Annotated in this window: 14 protein-coding genes; 3 read left to right on the top strand and 11 right to left on the bottom strand. The window is 73.0% G+C overall.

Annotated features, from left to right (window positions below; genetic code table 11):
* Positions 1 to 11: 11 nt before the first annotated feature.
* Together argF and ABZ862_RS00520 are read right to left on the bottom strand one after the other, a co-directional pair.
* On the bottom strand, positions 12 to 1,019 hold the full coding sequence (gene argF, locus ABZ862_RS00525; RefSeq protein WP_360949830.1) for an ornithine carbamoyltransferase: 1,008 nt from the start codon (positions 1,017 to 1,019) through the stop codon (positions 12 to 14).
* A 91-nt stretch (positions 1,020 to 1,110) separates the two neighbouring features.
* Positions 1,111 to 2,334 (bottom strand): arginine deiminase, encoded by a 1,224-nt coding sequence (locus tag ABZ862_RS00520; protein WP_360949827.1) that lies wholly within the window; start codon positions 2,332 to 2,334, stop codon positions 1,111 to 1,113.
* 233 nt (positions 2,335 to 2,567) lie between these two features.
* On the opposite strand from ABZ862_RS00520, the gene ABZ862_RS00515 reads away from it, so the two are divergent.
* Together ABZ862_RS00515 and ABZ862_RS00510 are read left to right on the top strand one after the other, a co-directional pair.
* The gene (locus ABZ862_RS00515) at positions 2,568 to 3,605 is read left to right on the top strand and encodes an SPFH domain-containing protein (RefSeq protein ID WP_360949824.1); all 1,038 of its coding nucleotides are present in this window, start codon (positions 2,568 to 2,570) and stop codon (positions 3,603 to 3,605) included.
* Complete coding sequence (locus ABZ862_RS00510) at positions 3,602 to 4,507, top strand: hypothetical protein (RefSeq protein ID WP_360949821.1); 906 nt, start codon at positions 3,602 to 3,604, stop codon at positions 4,505 to 4,507. Before ABZ862_RS00515 ends, ABZ862_RS00510 begins: the two co-directional genes overlap by 4 nt.
* A 208-nt stretch (positions 4,508 to 4,715) precedes the next feature.
* On the opposite strand, the gene ABZ862_RS00505 is transcribed toward ABZ862_RS00510, so the two are convergent.
* From ABZ862_RS00505 to ABZ862_RS00470, 8 genes are all read right to left on the bottom strand, one after another.
* Positions 4,716 to 5,546, bottom strand: coding sequence for a M55 family metallopeptidase (locus tag ABZ862_RS00505; RefSeq protein ID WP_360949818.1), 831 nt, complete (start codon positions 5,544 to 5,546; stop codon positions 4,716 to 4,718).
* Positions 5,547 to 5,742: 196 nt separating this feature from the next.
* Positions 5,743 to 8,412, bottom strand: coding sequence for a polynucleotide kinase-phosphatase (locus ABZ862_RS00500; RefSeq protein WP_360949815.1), 2,670 nt, complete (start codon positions 8,410 to 8,412; stop codon positions 5,743 to 5,745).
* Positions 8,409 to 10,073 carry a 3' terminal RNA ribose 2'-O-methyltransferase Hen1 gene (locus ABZ862_RS00495; protein ID WP_360949812.1) on the bottom strand — a complete coding sequence of 555 codons (1,665 nt, stop codon included), beginning with the start codon at positions 10,071 to 10,073 and terminating at the stop codon, positions 8,409 to 8,411. Before ABZ862_RS00495 ends, ABZ862_RS00500 begins: the two co-directional genes overlap by 4 nt.
* A 128-nt stretch (positions 10,074 to 10,201) precedes the next feature.
* Complete coding sequence (locus ABZ862_RS00490; RefSeq protein ID WP_360949809.1) at positions 10,202 to 11,125, bottom strand: LLM class F420-dependent oxidoreductase; 924 nt, start codon at positions 11,123 to 11,125, stop codon at positions 10,202 to 10,204.
* A 122-nt stretch (positions 11,126 to 11,247) separates the two neighbouring features.
* Positions 11,248 to 11,721, bottom strand: a complete 474-nt coding sequence (locus tag ABZ862_RS00485) for a DUF6099 family protein (protein ID WP_360949806.1) — start codon at positions 11,719 to 11,721, stop codon at positions 11,248 to 11,250.
* Between the two features lie 190 nt (positions 11,722 to 11,911).
* Positions 11,912 to 12,307, bottom strand: a complete 396-nt coding sequence (locus ABZ862_RS00480; RefSeq protein WP_360949803.1) for a nucleotide pyrophosphohydrolase — start codon at positions 12,305 to 12,307, stop codon at positions 11,912 to 11,914.
* Positions 12,304 to 13,548 carry an ATP-binding protein gene (locus ABZ862_RS00475; RefSeq protein WP_360949800.1) on the bottom strand — a complete coding sequence of 415 codons (1,245 nt, stop codon included), beginning with the start codon at positions 13,546 to 13,548 and terminating at the stop codon, positions 12,304 to 12,306. The genes ABZ862_RS00480 and ABZ862_RS00475 overlap by 4 nt, the downstream gene beginning before the upstream one ends.
* 187 nt (positions 13,549 to 13,735) lie before the next feature.
* A complete protein-coding gene (locus ABZ862_RS00470) occupies positions 13,736 to 14,125 on the bottom strand; it encodes a cell division protein SepF (RefSeq protein ID WP_360949797.1) in 390 nt (129 codons plus the stop codon).
* 265 nt (positions 14,126 to 14,390) lie between these two features.
* On the opposite strand from ABZ862_RS00470, the gene ABZ862_RS00465 reads away from it, so the two are divergent.
* Positions 14,391 to 16,064, top strand: coding sequence for a hypothetical protein (locus tag ABZ862_RS00465; protein WP_360949794.1), 1,674 nt, complete (start codon positions 14,391 to 14,393; stop codon positions 16,062 to 16,064).
* Between the two features lie 152 nt (positions 16,065 to 16,216).
* On the opposite strand, the gene ABZ862_RS00460 is transcribed toward ABZ862_RS00465, so the two are convergent.
* Positions 16,217 to 16,735, bottom strand: a complete 519-nt coding sequence (locus ABZ862_RS00460) for a YceI family protein (protein ID WP_360949791.1) — start codon at positions 16,733 to 16,735, stop codon at positions 16,217 to 16,219.
* Positions 16,736 to 16,749 lie beyond the last annotated feature (14 nt).

Here is a 16,749-nt window from a genome sequence, read left to right as displayed (position 1 = left end):
GCGCCGGCACCTCATGCGAGGGTCGCCACCAGGACCGCCTTGATGGTGTGCAGGCGGTTCTCCGCCTCGTCGAAGACGACCGAGTGGTCCGACTCGAAGACCTCGTCCGTGACCTCCAGCGAGTCCAGGCCGTACTCCTCGTGGATCTCCCGGCCGACCTTGGTGCCCAGGTCGTGGAAGGCCGGCAGGCAGTGCAGGAACCGGACGTCCGGGTTGCCGGTGGCGCGCAGCACGTCCATGGTCACGGCGTACGGCGACAGCGCGGCGATGCGCTCGGCCCAGACGTCCTTGGGCTCGCCCATGGAGACCCATACGTCGGTCGTCACGAAGTCCGCTCCGCGCACCCCCTCCTCGACCTGTTCGGTGAGGGTGATGCGCGCGCCGCTGCCCTCGGCGAGCTTGCGGGCCCGCTCGACGACGTCGTCGGCGGGCCAGTAGGCGCGCGGGGCGACGATCCGGACGTCCATGCCGAGCAGGGCGCCGGTGACCAGGTAGGAGTTGCCCATGTTGAAACGGGCGTCGCCGAGGTAGGCGTAGGCGATCCGGGTGAGGGGCTCGGACGTGTGCTCGGTCATGGTGAGCACGTCGGCGAGCATCTGGGTGGGATGCCAGTCGTCGGTGAGCCCGTTGAAGACGGGGACCCCGGCGTACGCGGCGAGCTCCTCGACCTTGGCCTGGCTGTCGCCGCGGTACTCGATGCCGTCGTACATCCTCCCCAGCACCCGCGCGGTGTCCTTCACGGACTCCTTGTGGCCGATCTGCGAGCCCGCGGGGTCGAGATACGTCGTCGAGGCGCCCTGGTCGGCGGCGGCGACCTCGAAGGCGCAGCGGGTACGGGTCGAGGTCTTCTCGAAGATCAGCGCGATGTTCTTCCCGCGCAGGTACGGCGTCTCGGTCCCGGCCTTCTTGGCCGCCTTCAGTTCCGCGGCCAGCTCGATCAGCGCGCGGAACTCGCCGCCGGTGAAGTCCAGCTCCTTGAGGAAGTGACGGCCGGCGAGGGCGGTCGGGACGGTCGCCATGGGTCGTGCTCCTGGGGTCGGTACGGGGGAGGAACGGGCAGATCTGGAAGTCTATACGAGGTCCGGCATTTATATACAGTCATGCGTGCGTCTATACGGCCTCCCGTTCGACCGGGCAGCTCATGCAGCGCGGGCCGCCCCTCCCCCGGCCCAGCTCGCTGCCCGGGATCTCGATGACCTCGATGCCCTGTTTGCGCAGGTGGGTGTTGGTGGTGGAGTTGCGCTCGTAGGCGACGACGACGCCCGGTTCGACGGCCAGGACGTTGCAGCCGTCGTCCCACTGCTCCCGTTCGGCGGCATGCACGTCCTGGGTGGCGGTCAGCACGCGGATCTCGCTCAGTCCGAGGGCGGCGGCGATCGCGCGGTGCATGTGCTCCGGCGGATGGTCGGTGACCTTCAGCTCCTTGTCGCCGGCGCCGGGTTCGATGGTGTAGGAGCGGAGCATGCCGAGGCCGGCGTACTGGGTGAAGACGTCGCGGTCGACCATGGTCATCGCGGTGTCGAGATGCATCAGGGCGCGCTTCTTCGGCAGGTCGAGCGCGACGATCGTGCGCGCCGACCCGGCGGCGAACAGCTTGTGCGCGAGCATCTCCACGGCCTGCGGGGTGGTGCGCTCGCTCATGCCGATGAGGACGGCGCCGTTGCCGATGACCAGGACGTCGCCGCCCTCGATGGTGGAGGGGTAGTCGGCCTGCCCCTCGGACCAGACGTGGAAGTCCTCGCCCCGGAAGAGGGGGTGGTGGCGGTAGATGGCCTCGAAGTGGACGGTCTCGCGCTGCCGGGCGGGCCAGCGCATCGCGTTGATGGAGACGCCGTCGTAGATCCAGGCCGAGGTGTCCCGGGTGAAGAGGTGGTTGGGGAGCGGGCGCAGCAGGAAGTCGTCGAGCTCCATGACGTGGAAGCGCACCGAGGTCGGCTCCTGGTGGGCGTCCAGGAACTCACGCTTGGTCATGCCGCCGACCAGGGCCTCGGCGAGTTCGCGGGAGGAGAGGGTCTCGAAGGCGGCGCGCAGGTGGTCGGTGGCGAGGGGGCCGTACTCCTTCTCGTCGAAGACCCTGTCCAGGACCAGGTCCCTGGCCGCCGGGAGGTCCAGGGTCTCGGTCAGCAGGTCGCCGAAGAGGTGGACGGCGACACCACGGTCCCGCAGCACGTCGGCGAACCCGTCGTGCTCGGCGCGGGCCCGGCGCACCCAGAGCACGTCGTCGAAGAGCAGGGCGTCCTTGTTGCTGGGGGTGAGCCTTTTGAGCTCGAGGTCGGGCCGGTGAAGGATGACGCGGCGCAGCCGCCCGGCCTCGGAGTCGACGTGGAATGCCATGCCTCCATCCTCACCACGGGCACCCGGCTTCACCCACTTCGGTGCGATAACGAGATCGTCTCACCGCACCTCACCGCACCTCACCGCACACCGCGCCTCACGGCACGTCTCGCGCACCTCGCCGCGCCTCGCCGTACTTCGCCACGGAACCGGAACCCCCGTTTTCGTCCTCTTGACGACAAGCGATCATTCCGCTTATCGTCTACATGACGAAAATCGATGAGGGGGGCCACATGGCCGACATCACCCGGCGCCTGGGCTGGCGCCATCTGCGCGGCGCTCCGACCGCGCACATCAGGCACCACCGCTCGGGCGAGCTCGTCCACGACGGTACGGGGCTCAGCTTCTGGTACCGCGCGCTGCACGCGGCGCTGTCGGAGATCCCGGTCGACGACCGGGAACTGGCGATGACCTTCCACGCCCGTACCTCCGACTTCCAGGACGTGACGGTGCAGGCGACGGTCACCTACCGGATCAGCGACCCGGCCCTCGCCGCCGCCCGCCTCGATTTCTCCGTCTCCCCCGACACCGGTGTCTGGCGGGGCGCCCCGCTCGAACAGCTCGGCACGCTGCTCACCGAGACGGCGCAGCAGCACGCGCTCGCCGTCCTGGCCCGTACGCCGCTGGCGGCGGCGCTGGCCGACGGGGTGGCCGCGGTGCGGGAACGGGTCGCCGAGGGACTCGCGGCGGAGCCGCGGCTGCCGGCCACCGGGATCGAGGTGGTCGCGGTGCGTGTCGTGGCGCTGCGGCCCGAGCCCGAGGTGGAGCGGGCGCTGCGCACCCCGGCCCGGGAGCAGATCCAGCAGGAGGCCGACCGGGCGACCTACGAGCGGCGCGCGGTGGCCGTCGAGCGGGAGCGGGCGATCGCGGAGAACGAGCTGGCCAGCCAGATCGAACTGGCCCGCCGCGAGGAGCAGCTGGTCGAGCAGCGCGGCACCAACGCCCGCCGCGAGGCGGAGGAGCACGCGGCGGCCGACGCGGTGCGGGCCGAGGCGGAGGCGTCCCGCACGGTGCGGCTGGCGGACGCCGAGGCGGCGCGTGCGGTACGGCTGGCGCGTGCGGAGGCGGAGGCCGCCCGTGAGGTCGGCGAGGCGCGGGCCGAGGCCCAGGCGGCCTGGCTCCGGGTGCACGGCGACGTCGACGTGGCCACGCTGCACGCGCTCACCGGGACGCGGCTCGCGGAGAACCTGCCGCACATCGAGAGCGTGACGGTGTCGCCGGACGTCCTGACCGGGCTGCTGTCGAAGCTCGCCGGGCGGGAGGAGGCGTGAGCCTCGCGCCGCGCGTCGTCCTGGTCCACCGCACCACGGAGTACGAGGAGCTGGTGGCCCACCACGGCACGCACGGGCAGGCGGCGTTCTTCCTGTCCAGCCGGGGGCGCGGCATCGGCGAGGTCGCCGAACGGCACCACCGCTCGAAGGCGGCGCTCGCGTCGGTGACCGCGGCGGTGCCGCTGACCTGGCGGCAGGCGCTGGTGGAACGGCGCGACCTGGACCGTTTCCTGTTCGCCCCGGAGGACGTGGTGGTCGTGGTCGGCCAGGACGGTCTGGTGGCCAACGTCGCCAAGTACCTGGCCGGTCAGCCGGTGGTGGGCATCGACACCGATCCGGGGCGCAATCCGGGCGTGCTGGTACGGCACCGGGCCGCCGACGCGGCCCGGCTGCTGCCGGGCGCGCTGACCGCGGCGACGGGCGTGGACGAACTCACCATGGTCGAGGCCGTCGCCGACGACACGCAGCGGCTGGTGGCCCTCAACGAGATCTACCTCGGCTCGGCGGGTCACCAGACCGCCCGGTACCGCCTGGGTCTCGACGGCGACAGGGGTGCCGTCGAGACCCAGGCATCCTCCGGCGTGCTGGTCGGCACCGGGACGGGCGCGACGGGGTGGATCCGGTCGGTGTGGCAGGAGCGGCAGGGCGGGGGCGGGCTGCGGCTCCCCTCCCCCACGGAGGAGCGGCTGCTGTGGTACGTCCGTGAGGCCTGGCCCTCCCCCGCCACGGGTACGTCCCTGGTCGCCGGGGAGCTGACCCGCTCGGCGGCCCTCCGGCTCACCGCGGAATCGGAACGCCTGATCGCCTTCGGCGACGGAATGGAGGGCGACGCCCTGGAACTCACCTGGGGACAGACGGTACGGGTGGGAGTGTGCGAGCAGCGCCTACGGCTGATGGGCTGAACGTGCCCGTACGGGCCGGCTCGGGGGCGAACTCTGCGACCGAGGCGAGCCCCAACTCCCCAGGGGCGCGGGGGGGGGCAAACTCTGTGGCCGAGGCGAGCCCCAACTCCCCAGGGGCGCGGGGAACTGCGCGACCAGCCACAACGAACCCGCACCCTGAAACCCGGCCCAGGCCCCGCAACGCCCCGCAACGCCCCGCAGGGCACCGTCAGCAGTACGGAGGCTGGTTGGTCAGCGCCGTAGCGACCCGCATCCAGACACCGAACTGCCGGTACAGCGCGGGCAGTTCGCCCTCGGCACGGACCGTGCGGGAGTCGGTCGCGGTGACGCCCGGCAGACCGGCCAGCGTGGCGGGGACCGACGCCGACTGCCAGCGGACCTCCAGGACGGCCGGTCCCGCCGCCGGTTCGGGTACCGCGAGCGGGGCCGCGAGCGCGGCGGAGACCGCGTCCTCGATCGCCTGCCGCGCGTCGTCCTCGGGGCGCAGCTCCGCCGCGAAGCGGTCGGTCGCGTACTTCACGGCGACCGCCGTGATCGACGGGTCCCAGTCGGTGGCCTCGGCGCAGGCCACGTCGTCGCCGGTGAGCGCGACCACCGGGACGCCGATGGCCGCCGCGGTGGCCTGGGCGAGGCCGGTCTCGCCGACGGGGCGGCCGTCCAGCCACATGTCCTCGATCTCGTGGCCCATGAAGCTGTGGCTGAGCACGCCGAGGGCTCCGGCGCGGGCGTGGTAGCCGACGCAGATCATCGCGTCGTGCGCGGCCACCAGCCCTTCCAGCATCCCCATCTGCTTGGGCCTGCCCCGGATGAGCCGGGCCGCCGGGTGCAGGTCCTCGGGGAGCAGGTTGCGCATCGGGCCGTGCGCGTCGTTGACGAGCACATCACTCGCCCCGGCCGCCACCGCTCCCCGTACGGCGGCGTTGACGTCCAGCGCCATCATCCTGCGGCCACGCTCGTAGTCACGGCCGCCGGGCTGGACGTCGTCACGGTCGACGAGTCCGGTGACGCCTTCCATGTCGGCGCTGATGTAGATCCGCACAGGTGCGCTCCTCGGGACGTCGCGTCTGGACCCGCCTGCTCGAACTCGATCAAGCTCGATCAGGCGAAGCATGCCACGCCCGTGCGGCGCACCTGTGCCGATCAGCCGGAACCCGGCCCGATCAGCGGCGCCCCGTGCCGGACAGCGGGGACCCGTGCAGGTCGGGCCGCGGCGCCCCGTGCCGGTCGGGCCGCGGTCACAGCCGGGGGTCGACCGGCTCCGACTCCAGGGCCAGCACCGCGAACACCGCCTCGTGCACCCGCCACAGCGGTTCGTTCCCGGCCAGCCGGTCGAGGGCCTCCAGACCGAGCGCGTACTCGCGCAGCGCCAGCGACCGCTTGTGGTTCAGGAACCGCTGCCGCAGCCGGGCGAGGTGGTCCGGTCGGGTGTACTCGGGGCCGTAGATGATCCGTAGATACTCACGGCCCCGGCACTTGACGCCGGGCTGGACCAGCCGGCCGGACGCGCCGCGCACCAGCGCGCCGAGCGGCTTGACGACCATGCCCTCGCCGCCGCGCCCGGTCATCTCCAGCCACCAGTCGGTGCCCGCCCGTACCGACTCGGGGTCGCCGGTGTCGACGTGGAGCCGCCGGGTGGTCTGGAGGAGGCCGGTGCCGTCGTGCTCGACGAGCCGGTCGACGAGGACGAGCTGCTCGTCGTGCGGCAGCGCGGCCAGGCTGCGGCCCCGCGCCGCGAGGATCTGGAACGGCGCGAGGCGGACGCCGTCCAGGCCGTCCGTGGTCCAGCAGTAGCGCCGGTACGCCGCGGTGAACGCGGCCGCGTCACCGGCGCGTTCACGCTGGCGTGCCAGCAGGCCGCTCACCTCGACCCCGCGGGCGGCGGCGGCCTCCAGCGCGGCGAGCGCGCCGGGGAACACCGCTCCGGAGGCGGCGCCGACCGCGGCGTACTGACTGCGCAGCAGCCCCTGGGCCTTCAGCGACCAGGGCATCAGCTCGGCGTCCAGCAGCAGCCAGTCCGTGTCGAGCGCTCCCCACAGCCCGGCCGCGTCGATCGCCGCACGCAGCCGCCCGAGGATCTCCTCGGTGACCGCCGGGTCGTCGAAGAACGGGCGTCCGGTGCGGGTGTAGAGCGAGCCGGTGGTGCCGTCGTCCGGGACGCCGAACCGCTTGCGGGCCGTCTCCGCGTCCCGGCACACCAGGGCCACGGCGCGCGAACCCATGTGCTTCTCCTCGCACACGACGTGCGCGACCCCGTCTCCGGCGTACTGCGCGAACGCCTCGGCCGGGTGCTCCAGATAGCCCTCGACGCGGCTGGTCGCGGTGGGGGCCATGGTCGGCGGGAGGTACGGCAGCAGGCGGGGGTCCACCGCGAAGCGGCTCATGACCTCCAGCGCGGCCGCCGCGTTCTCCTCGCGGACGGCGACCCGGCCGGCGTGCCGGGTCTCCACGGTCCGCCGCCCGTGCACGTCCGCCAGGTCCAGCGGGCGCCCGTCGTGTCCGCCGGGCGCTTCGCTCCGCAGCGGTCTGGCCGGTTCGTACCAGACCCGCTCGGCCGGTACGTCGACCAGTTCCCGCTCCGGCCAGCGCAGCGCGGTCAGCTTGCCGCCGAACACGGCGCCGGTGTCGAGGCAGATGGTGTTGTTGAGCCAGGTGGCCTCCGGGACCGGGGTGTGGCCGTAGACCACGGCCGCCCGGCCCCGGTAGTCCTCCGCCCACGGGTAGCGCACCGGCAGGCCGAACTCGTCGGTCTCACCGGTGGTGTCGCCGTACAGGGCGTGCGAGCGGACCCGTCCGGAGGTGCGGCCGTGGTACTTCTCCGGCAGACCAGCGTGGCAGACCACCAGCCGGCCGCCGTCCAGGACGTAGTGGCTGACGAGTCCGTCGATGAACGCCCGCACCCGCTGCGTGAACTCCTCGCTCTCCCCCTCCATCTGTGCGACGGTCTCGGCGAGCCCGTGGGTCTGCTGGACCTTGCGGCCCTTCAGATACCTTCCGTACTTGTTCTCGTGGTTGCCGGGGACGCACAGCGCGTGGCCCGCCTCGGTCATCGACATCACCCGGCGCAGCACCCCCGGGCTGTCCGGGCCTCGGTCGACGAGGTCGCCGACGAACACGGCGGTCCGGCCCTCCGGGTGCACGCCGTCCGCGTACCCCAGTGTGCCGAGCAGCGACTCGAGTTCGGCCGAGCAGCCGTGGATGTCGCCGATGATGTCGAAGGGGCCGGTGAGGTGGGTCAGGTCGTTGAACCGCTTCTCGGTGACGACCGTGGCCCGCTCGGTCTCCTCCACGCCGCGCAGCACATGCACCTTGCGGAAGCCCTCGCGCTCCAGGTGGCGCAGGGAGCGCCGCAGTTCCCGTATGTGGCGCTGGATGACCCGGCGCGGCATGCCGGCCCGGTCCTCGCGGCCCGCGTTGCGCTCGGCGCACACCTCTTCCGGGACGTCGAGCACGATGGCGATGGGCAGGACGTCGTACTGCCGGGCCAGGTCGATCAGCTGCCGGCGGGCGTCGGACTGCACGCTGGTCGCGTCCACGACGGTGCGGCGGCCCGCGGCCAGGCGCTTGCCCGCGATGTAGTGCAGGACGTCGAAGGCGTCCTTGGTGGCGCTCTGGTCGTTCTCGTCGTCGGAGACGAGGCCGCGGCAGAAGTCGCTGGAGATGACCTCGGTGGGGGCGAAGTGGCGGCGGGCGAAGGTGGACTTCCCGGAGCCGGAGGCGCCGACGAGGACGACGAGGGACAGATCGGTGACGGGGAGGACGCGCCCGGCGGTCCTCACTCCGGTGACGGTCCCGTTCCCGGGGCCGGACTCGCGCCCGGTCTCGTACCCGGACCCGCTCGTGTTCTCGTTCTCGAGCCCGGTCTCGTTCTTGCTCTCGTTCTCGTTCTCGTTCTCGTTCTCGCTCATGCTGCCTTCGCCTCCTTCGCGGCGGTCCGGTTGCCGTTGCGGGTGTCGTCGCGGGTGTCGCTGACGGTGCCTCTCGGGGTGTCGTCGGGGCCCTGGAGGGTGAACACGGCCATCTGGGTGGGTGGTCCGACCTCCGGATCCGCGTCGCCGACGGGCCGGAAGCCGACCCGGTAACCGTGCCGCGCCGCCACCGTGTCCGCCCAGGCGCGGAACTCGTCACGGGTCCACTCGAAGCGGTGGTCGCCGTGCCGGGTGTGCCCGGCCGGGAGGCTCTCCCAGCGGACGTTGTACTCCACGTTCGGCGTGGTCACGACCACCGTGCGGGGGCGGGCGGCGCCGAACACGGCGTACTCCAGGGCGGGCAGCCGGGGCAGGTCGAGGTGCTCGACGACCTCACTGAGCACGGCGGCGTCGTAACCCGTGAGCCGCTTGTCGGTGTAGGCGAGCGAGCCCTGGAGCAGCCGCACCCGGGACGCCTGCCGCTCCCCCATGCGGTCCGGCCTCAGCCGCCGGGAGGCGATGGCGAGCGCCCGCACCGACACGTCGAGACCGACGATCTCGGTGAACGCCGGGTCCTTCAGCAGGGCCTGCACCAGCTGGCCCTGCCCGCAGCCGAGGTCGAGGACACGGGCGGCGCCGGACTCCTTCAGCACGGCGAGGATCGCCTCGCGGCGGCGGACGGCGAGCGGAACGGGCCGGTCGCCGGCGTCCTCCGGCCCGGCACCACGACCGTTGCCGCCCTCTCCTTCGCCCCCGGCTCCGCTCGTCCCCTCGGCCGCGCCGTCGCCCTCGCCGCCGTCGCCCTCGCCCTTGCCTTCGTTCCCGCTGTGGTTCTCGCCCTGTTCCTCCTCCGGGACCGCGTTGTCGATCTCCTCGACGCCGGTGTCGTCGGACTCGGCGAGCCGGACCAGTTCCAGGCGGTCCATCGCCTCACGGGTGAGGGACCAGCGGCGAGCCAGATAGCGGCGGGTGATGAGGTGCTGCTCGGGATGGCCCGGCAGCCAGCCCTCACCGGCACGCAGCAGCTTGTCGACCTCCTCGGAGGTCACCCAGTAGTGCTTGGCGTCGTCGAGGACGGGGAGCAGGACGTACAGATGACGCAGAGCGGCGGCGAGGGTCAGGGTCTCCGACTCCAGGACCAGACGCACATAGCGCGAGTCGCCCCACTCGGGGAACTCGGTGTCCAGCGGGACGGGTTCGGCGGTGACGTGCCAGCCGAGCGGCTCGAACAGACGCCGTACCAGCTCCGGTCCGCCGCGGGCGGGCAGCACCGGCACCTCGACGCGCAGCGGCAGGGGCGCGGCGGCACGCTCGGGCAGCGCGGCGCACACCCCGCGTACGGCGCTGGAGAACACCGCGCCGAGCGCCACGGCGAGCAGCGAGGAGGCGGCGTAGGGGCGGTCGTTGACGTACTGCGCGAGGGCCGCGTCGGGGGCGCCTCCGCGGCCCTTGCCCTTGCCGCGCCTGACCAGCGCGACGGGGTCGACCTCCAGGAGCAGGGCCGCCGTGCAGCGTTCGGCGTCGGCCTCGGGGTACAGGACGTGGGCCGTACCGTAGGAGGTGCTGAACGCCTGCGTCTTCCCCGGATGCTTGTGCAGCAGGAACCCGAGGTCGGTGGCCGGGCGGTCGGGGGTGCCGGTGGTGGTGAGGGTCAGGAACATGGGCGGGCCTAGGGTGGGTGGGGCGGCCGGAACCGCGACGACCGGCCCAACATGTCATATCGATCATGTGAGCGCCTTCGGTTATCGCGGTGTCCCGGCCGCCCGGACCCGGTGGGTCCTTCGTCCTGCTACGACAGCTGGGACTGCACCTGAGCGGCGATCAGCTCCAGGTGGTCCAGGTCCTGGAGGTCGAGGACCTGGAGGTAGACACGCCGGCAGCCGATCTCGGCATAACGCCCGATCTTGTCCACGACCTCGGCCGGAGACCCTGCCAGCCCGTTCGCCCTGAGCTCGTCGGGGTCACGGCCGATGACGGCGGCGCGGCGGGCGACCTCCTGGTCGTCCTTGCCGACGCAGACGATGAGGGCGTTGGAGTAGGTGAGATCGTCGGCGGCGCGCCCCGCCTCCTCCACCGCGGCACGCACCCGGGCGAACTGGCGTGCGCTGTCCTCGACGGAACTGAAAGGCATGTTGAACTCGTCCGCGTAACGGGCCGCGAGGCGGGGTGTGCGGGTGGCTCCGTGACCGCCGACGAGGACCGGGACCTTCGCCTGGGCGGGCTTGGGGAGCGCGGGCGAGTCGGTGAGGTCGTAGTAGGTGCCGTGGAAGTCGAAGGTGTCGCCGATCTTGGTCTGCCACATCCCGGTGACGATGGCCAGCTGCTCCTCGAGCCGGCCGAACTTCTCCTTGGGGAACGGGATGCCGTAGGCGGTGTGCTCCGTCTCGAACCATCCCGCGCCGAGGCCGAGTTCGACCCGTCCGCCGGACATCTGGTCGACCTGCGCGACCTGGATGGCGAGCACGCCGGGCAGCCGGAAGGTGCCGGCCGTCATGAGCGTGCCGAGACGGATACGGCTGGTCTCACGGGCGAGCCCGGCGAGCGTGATCCAGGCGTCGGTGGGCCCGGGCAGGCCGTCGACGTCTCCCATGCGGACGTAGTGGTCGGACCGGAAGAAGGCGTCGAAGCCCAGCTCCTCGGTGGCCTTCGCCACGGTGAGCAGCGTGTCGTACGTGGCCCCCTGCTGGGGCTCGGTGAAGATACGGAGATCCATACCCCCATCCTGCATCCCACCGACACCGGGCACATGTTCGACCCGCCCGGTGATCTCCAGCGGCCCTGCCCGTCCCGGACGGTCCCCTGACACGTCCCTCGCCGCATCCCCTGTCGCGCCTCCTATCCCGCCTCGGGCATGGCCTCCGTCACCGCCTCCCGGTCCGCCAGTTTGCGCAGCATGTCCATCACCCGGTCCCGCGCCTCGTCCGCCGCGTCGGTCGCCTCCATGCACTGCCAGTACGTCGCCTCCGCCCCGGCGGCGCACCCCGCGCCCACCAGGGCGATCCCCACCTCCCCGAGCAGTCCGGCGAGGCACAGCAGCGCCTGCCGGGCGTCGCCCAGTTCGGTCAGCCGGGCCGCCCGCAGGTCGGCCGTCCCGATCGGCGGGACGTCCAGCACCCCGCATCCCCGCCCCGCCAGCTCGGTCAGTCTGAGGGCCTCGCCCCGCAGTTCCGGCGGGCCGAAAACCGCCAGGCGGCTGCCGATCGCCTGGGCGAGGGCCTGCGCCTGCCACACCTCCCTGATCACCCCTGGCACATCACCGCTTCCCGCCAGGGCCCGTCTGCTCTTCACGATGAGCCGCACCGCATCCATGCGCTGTCCCCGTCCGTCCCCGTCGCACTGGTTCGCGCGTCCACTACCCAGAGTGAGGGTCCTTGAGACGAAAAGCCAGAGGAAGACGGAAATCTGTGGACAGCAAATCGATTTACGGGCCCATTTTGACTCCGGAGAGTGAAAGCGGATGGTGTGGCTCCTCGCCGTCCTCCCCGCGGACGCCGGTTGTTCACTCACCGCCGGACGCATTGTCCGACTCACCGTCGGGCGCCGGGAACGGCCGCTCCCCGGCCACCGGGAACCGCAGCTCGTTACGGTCGATCTTCGCGTCCAGCGCCGCCAGCGGATCGACGCCGAGCACCTCGCACAGCTGGAGCAGATACGCCAGCACGTCGGCCACCTCGTCCCGGACGCGGTGCGCGGTGCCGGGGTCGGCCATCACGTCGGCGGACTCCTCGGGCGTCAGCCACTGGAAGATCTCGACCAGTTCGGACGCCTCCACGCTGAGCGCGGCGACGAGGTTCTTCGGGGTGTGGTAGGGCTGCCAGTTCCGCGCGGCGGCGAACTCGGCCAGCCTGCGCTGCAGTCGCGGCACGTCCAGCTGCCGCCCGGGGTCTCGGTTCACGCGTCCAGGTGTACCACCGTGACCCCGGTGACCCCCGCGGCCCGGGTCACCCAGGAGGCGTCGCTCACCGCGCCGACACAGCGGATGTGGCCACGCCGGCCCATGCGTGCCGCGAGCCGCAGCAGCCGGACGCGCTGCCCGGGGTCGAGGCCCAGGTCGAATCCGTCGACGAGGACGGTGAGCGTCTGGAGGGCGGCGGGCACCTCACCGGCCGGGTCGACCTCCAGGACGCCGGGCCCGGTGAGCAGCACCAGGGCGACGGCGACGTAGCGCAGTTCGCCGTGGCCGAGCCGTCCGAGGTCCGTACGGCAGCCGTCGCCGCGGTCGAGGAGCGCCCGTACCGTCCCGTCGGGCAGCGGCTCGGCGAACAGGTCGGCGACATGGCCCGAGCACCCCTCGCGGACCGCGGCGACGAGCTGGGCGTGCCGCTGGGCGCATTCCGTGCGGGTGCGGCGCAGTACGTCGGCGAGGTTGGCGCAGTCGTGCAGCAGCCGCCCGGAGCCGAGCGGGGCGGGGGTGCGCATCCGGCCGGGACGCGGCCGGCAGGCGAAGACGGACCGCAGGGCGACCAGCATCTGCTCGGCGGCGGCGAGGACATGGCGCTGGCCGCGCGACGTCCCGGCGACGCGCAGCGGCAGCAGCGCGGTGGCGAGCCGGTCGTCGGGCAGGGGCGCGCGGGTCACCGGCTCGGGCGCGGCGTGGCACACGGCGTGCACGACGGGCCGCGCCGGGTCGCGCGGGGCGGTCTCCAGGAGGACGAGCCCGCCGGACGTGAGCCGTTCGCCGACGATGCGCAGCACGGGTTCGGCCTGGACGGCGACGTCCAGCCGGACGGGTCCGGCGGGGCCGTCGGCGGTGCAGCCGATACGGAAGCCGCGGCGGCGCTGCGCGTCGGGTCCGACGCGTTCCGGTACGCAGGCGGCGGCGTCCGGGAACACCTCGCCGAGGATGGCGCCGCCGCCGAGCCGTGCGAGGGCCTCGTAGGCCCTGAGCGCGCTGGTCTTGCCGCACCCGCTGGGTCCGGCGAACAGGGTGACCGGCCCGAGCGGGAACCCGGCCCGCCGGTGTCCGGCGAACGCGGCGAGATGCAGCTCGCTGACGTGCGGCCGGGATCCTGCGGAGAGTCCCGGGCCGCCGTGGCCGCCCGGTCCGGCGACGGACCGCGACGGTGGTTCCGGGGCGGGGGACGGGGTGGAAGGGAGCGCGAGGGCACCGGCCGGTGCCGCGTGGGGCACGGTCATGTGCGGACCGTACGGCCTCCCCGCGGGCGGAATCGTTCCTCCGGCCCGGCGTTCCCGCCTGCGGGGGACAGCCGGAGTTGACGCTCCGGCACCGAGCGCCCCGGCACCGCCCCTTCACGACCCCGCCGGCCGCGACACCCCGCACGGGCCGCGCGCCCCGCGCGGCCCGCGCGGCCCGTCCCGGCCGTCAGCCCGTGGGCAGTCCCGCGCCTGCCATCAGTCCGCTGACCTCGGTGCCGGGCGGGGTCAGCAGGAAGACGTTGCGGTCGACCCGGTGCATCCCGCTGGACAGGCCGAAGACGACGCCTGTGCTGAAGTCCAGGACGCGTTTGGCCACGTCGCCCTCGGCGCCGGTCAGGTCGAGCAGCACGGGGATGCCCGACATCAGGGTCTCGGCGACCTCGCGCGCGTCCGCGAAGACGTTGACCCGCAGGACGACGAAGCGGCGCCGGGCCGCCGTCTCGGCGTCCGGCAGCGCCCGGTGGCCCACCGCGGACGGCCAGGCGTCCCGACCGCGCAGCGGTACGACCTGGGCGAGCCCTTCCCACTGTTCGTCGGTGACGTCGCGACGGTTCACCGGTTTCCCCCGACCTGACTCGCTTCTGTTGCCTGCACCGGGCAATTCTTACGTCAAGTCACCCGATCGGCCCAACACCGACACGGTGCGCCACCCTAGTGGTGGCCTTTGCGGCGATCTGCTACTTTTCCGGTGGTTCTTACCGCGCTCACACCGGACTCTTCACGTCCGTCGGCGCCCCCCTCACCGGCCCCGACTACCTTCAGGTGTCGTGCACTTGGCAGAAATTCAGCGGGTGGCACCCGGTCGGCGGACACAGTCGGCGGTGTCCGCCCCGGAACCCCCCGCGCAGTGGCATCGGGTCCTGACCCTGCTGGCCGATGTGAGCCTCTTCATCGGCACCCGCACGATCTGGACCTCGGCCGCCACCCACCGTCCGGCCCTGGCCGCCCTCATCTCCCTCTGCTACGCCTCGATCCTGGTGTGCGGTGTCCTCGCACTGACGGTCCGCAGGACACGCTCGCTGGTCCGGCTGGACCTGATCGTCCTGGTCACGGCGGTGACACTCGTCCTCTCCGGCTGGGTGATGTCGCACAACGGCGGCGACGAGGCCGTGCTCACCACCCAGGCCGCCAGGGAACTCGTCGCCGGGCACGCGGCCTACGGGCAACCGTGGCCGTTCCTGTTCGCCCAGAAGGGCGTCGCGCTCACCCAGACGGTGACCGGCGGCTACGACTACACCTACGGCTATCCCCCGCTCGCCATGCTGCTCGCCGCACCCCTGCTGTGGCTGCGCCACGGCGGCAGCCCCGCGACGGCGGTCGCCACGGGCGCGCTGCTCACCGGCACGGTCGTGCTGTGGCGGATGCTGCCGGCGCCCTGGCGGCCGGCGGCGACCATGGCCTGTCTCGGCTTCTCCTTCCTGCCGGGCTACGCCCGCCAGGGCTACCCGGCGATCCTCGGTCTGGCCCTGCTCATCCCCGTGGTGGTGCGCTTCCCCCGCATCGGGCGGGGCGGGCGGCTCGGCGCGCCGGGTGTCGCACGGGCCGTGTGCCTGGGTCTGGCCTGCGCCGCGCAGCAGCTGCCCTGGTTCGTCGCGCCCTTCCTGATCGCCGGTGTCCACGCGGTGCGCCGCGGCGAACTCGGCGCCCGGCAGGCGGCGTACGTGGTGCTCCGGTTCACCGGGATCGCCGCCCTGGCGTGGCTGCTGGTCAACGCCTACTTCATCGCCCACGAGCCGGGCGCGTGGCTGACCGGCATCGCGTTGCCGCTGACGCAGGGCGCCGTGCTGCACGGCCAGGGCCTGGTCGGCGTGTCGCTGTACCTGACGCACGGCAGCGACCGGGTCGACTGGTACGGACACGCCAGCCTGCTGCTCGCGGCCGCCCTGCTGGCGCTGCTCGTCCTGTTCGTGCGGCGGCTGGGCCCGGCGGCGACCGTGCTGCCCTGGCTCGCCTTCTTCCTGGCGACCCGGTCGCAGGACGGCTACTACATACTGATGACCCCGCTGTGGCTGGCCGCGGCCGTCACCGCGCCCGCCGCCGAGTTCGCCGGTGCCTGGCAGCCGCGGCCGCGCCCGTTCACCGGTGCGCACCGGCGTACGGCCCTGGCGGCCGTGTCGGCGCTGCTGGTGGCACCGGCGCTGGTGAGCGCGGCGCTGGCCGTCACGGGCACTCCCCCGCTGCGGATGCGGGTCCTCGCGGCCGGACACGCCTCGGCGACCGCCCTGTCCCGGGTGACCCTCGAAGTCACCAACGCCGGCAACAGCGCCCTCACCCCGCACTTCATGATCACGGCAGGTCAGGGGATGGGCAGGTTCTGGGACCTGGTCAGGGGTCCGGCCACGCTGGCGGCGCACAGCACGGCGCACGTCGAGCTCCGGCCGGTGTCGGGGCGGTGGGACCTGCCGCACAAGGGCGTGGGGATCCGGGTACGGGCGTTCACGGCGGCCCCGCAGACGCTGTCGACCTCGGACGTACGGCTGCCCCAGCGGCGGTAGGCGGCCGTACGCGGCGGCGGGCGGGCCCCGGGCGGCCTCCCGGCCCGTTCGCCGCCGCCGTCATCGGCGACCCGCCGCCGGCCGGTCCGTCGCCGCCCGGTAAGTCGCCGGCCGGTAAGCCGTCGCCCGGTCCGCCACCGTCGGCGGGCCGGTCACGCCTCCGTGCGGGTGAACCTCAGCGTGGCGACGACCGTGGCCGGGCCGCGCACCATCCCCAGCTGGTTCCAGGTCATCCCGAACCGCTCCCGGTCCACGGTGAACTCGGTCTCCAGGGTGACCGCCCCGTCCTCCGCCCCGGTGACGCGCGCGACGAGGTCCTGCGGCTGTGCGACGCCGCGCACCGTCAGCTCGCCGCTCACCGGGACCGTGCCGTCGGCGGCGAGCGGCCCGGCGCCGCGCACCGTGAGGACGATCTCCGGATGCGTCCCGGTGTCGAGGAAGTCGGCGGAGCGCAGGTGCTTGTCGCGCCCGCCGTTCCGGCTGTCCAGGGAGTCCGCCGCGACGGTCACCGTACCGGTGGCGGTGCCGTCGGCCAGGACCTCGCCGCGGCCCGCGACGGTGCCGAAGCGGACCTTCACGGTCACCAGCCCCCACATGGTCCGGTGGCGCACGACAACGGTCGAGGCGGTCGGATCGAGCTGCCACGGCCCGGTCTCCACAGCGGTGGTCATGGTCGTTCCACTCC

This window comes from Streptomyces sp. NPDC047000 (assembly GCF_040644295.1).
Taxonomy (GTDB): Bacteria; Actinomycetota; Actinomycetes; order Streptomycetales; family Streptomycetaceae; genus Streptomyces.
This window is presented reverse-complemented; position numbering and strand designations above follow the sequence as displayed.

Excerpts from the sequence above, each read along its gene's own strand:
- argF (WP_360949830.1), bottom strand. The coding sequence starts at position 1,019 with ATGGCGACCGTCCCGACCGCCCTCGCCGGCCGTCACTTCCTCAAGGAG.
- ABZ862_RS00485 (WP_360949806.1), bottom strand. The coding sequence starts at position 11,721 with ATGGATGCGGTGCGGCTCATCGTGAAGAGCAGACGGGCCCTGGCGGGA.
- ABZ862_RS00500 (WP_360949815.1), bottom strand. The coding sequence starts at position 8,412 with ATGAGCGAGAACGAGAACGAGAACGAGAACGAGAGCAAGAACGAGACC.
- ABZ862_RS00495 (WP_360949812.1), bottom strand. The coding sequence starts at position 10,073 with ATGTTCCTGACCCTCACCACCACCGGCACCCCCGACCGCCCGGCCACC.
- ABZ862_RS00515 (WP_360949824.1), top strand. The coding sequence starts at position 2,568 with ATGGCCGACATCACCCGGCGCCTGGGCTGGCGCCATCTGCGCGGCGCT.
- ABZ862_RS00520 (WP_360949827.1), bottom strand. The coding sequence starts at position 2,334 with ATGGCATTCCACGTCGACTCCGAGGCCGGGCGGCTGCGCCGCGTCATC.
- ABZ862_RS00475 (WP_360949800.1), bottom strand. The coding sequence starts at position 13,548 with ATGACCGTGCCCCACGCGGCACCGGCCGGTGCCCTCGCGCTCCCTTCC.
- ABZ862_RS00490 (WP_360949809.1), bottom strand. The coding sequence starts at position 11,125 with ATGGATCTCCGTATCTTCACCGAGCCCCAGCAGGGGGCCACGTACGAC.
- ABZ862_RS00460 (WP_360949791.1), bottom strand. The coding sequence starts at position 16,735 with ATGACCACCGCTGTGGAGACCGGGCCGTGGCAGCTCGATCCGACCGCC.